This is a genomic window from Paenibacillus zanthoxyli JH29 (genome assembly GCF_000520715.1).
Lineage (GTDB): Bacteria > Bacillota > Bacilli > Paenibacillales > Paenibacillaceae > Paenibacillus_AQ > Paenibacillus_AQ zanthoxyli.
In genome coordinates this window covers 1-534 of record NZ_ASSD01000011.1, presented here as the reverse complement: position 1 = coordinate 534, position 534 = coordinate 1, and the positions used below count along the sequence as shown (strand labels likewise).

The window sequence follows — 534 nt, the reverse complement described above, 5'->3', positions numbered from 1 at the left end:
TTGGAGAGATACCCAAGTGGCTATAAGGGGACCCTCTGCTAAGGGGTTAGACTGCGTAAGCGGTGCGAGGGTTCGAATCCCTCTCTCTCCGCCATTTCAAATTCATTAATATTAGTATGGCGGCGTAGCTCAGCTGGCTAGAGCGTACGGTTCATACCCGTGAGGTCGGGGGTTCGATCCCCTCCGCCGCTACCATACATACGGAGGCTTAGCTCAGCTGGGAGAGCATCTGCCTTACAAGCAGAGGGTCGGGGGTTCGATCCCCTCAGCCTCCACCATTTGACAATTTAATAATGACATATGACATCTTGCCGGTGTAGCTCAATTGGTAGAGCAACTGACTTGTAATCAGTAGGTTGGGGGTTCAAGTCCTCTCGCCGGCACCATTGTCACAAACGCGGAACCGTGGTGTAGAGGCCTAACATGCCTGCCTGTCACGCAGGAGATCGCGGGTTCGAATCCCGTCGGTTCCGCCATTTTATGAATCTCAATGTTTGGCTCGGTAGCTCAGTCGGTAGAGCAGAGGACTGAAAA

General features: G+C 53.0%; 5 tRNA genes. All 5 read left to right on the top strand.

From position 1 onward, the window contains the following. Positions 1 to 2: 2 nt before the first annotated feature. The 5 genes from L691_RS0100570 (at position 3) to L691_RS0100550 (ending at position 476) form a co-directional block, all read left to right on the top strand. A tRNA-Ser gene (locus L691_RS0100570) sits at positions 3 to 94 on the top strand. 24 nt (positions 95 to 118) lie between these two features. Next, positions 119 to 195: transfer RNA gene (locus L691_RS0100565), tRNA-Met, on the top strand. Between the two features lie 7 nt (positions 196 to 202). Then, positions 203 to 278 (top strand) — tRNA-Val (locus tag L691_RS0100560). 32 nt (positions 279 to 310) lie between these two features. Then, positions 311 to 386, top strand: a tRNA-Thr gene (locus L691_RS0100555). 13 nt (positions 387 to 399) lie between these two features. Further along, positions 400 to 476: transfer RNA gene (locus L691_RS0100550), tRNA-Asp, on the top strand. Positions 477 to 534: the final 58 nt, after the last annotated feature.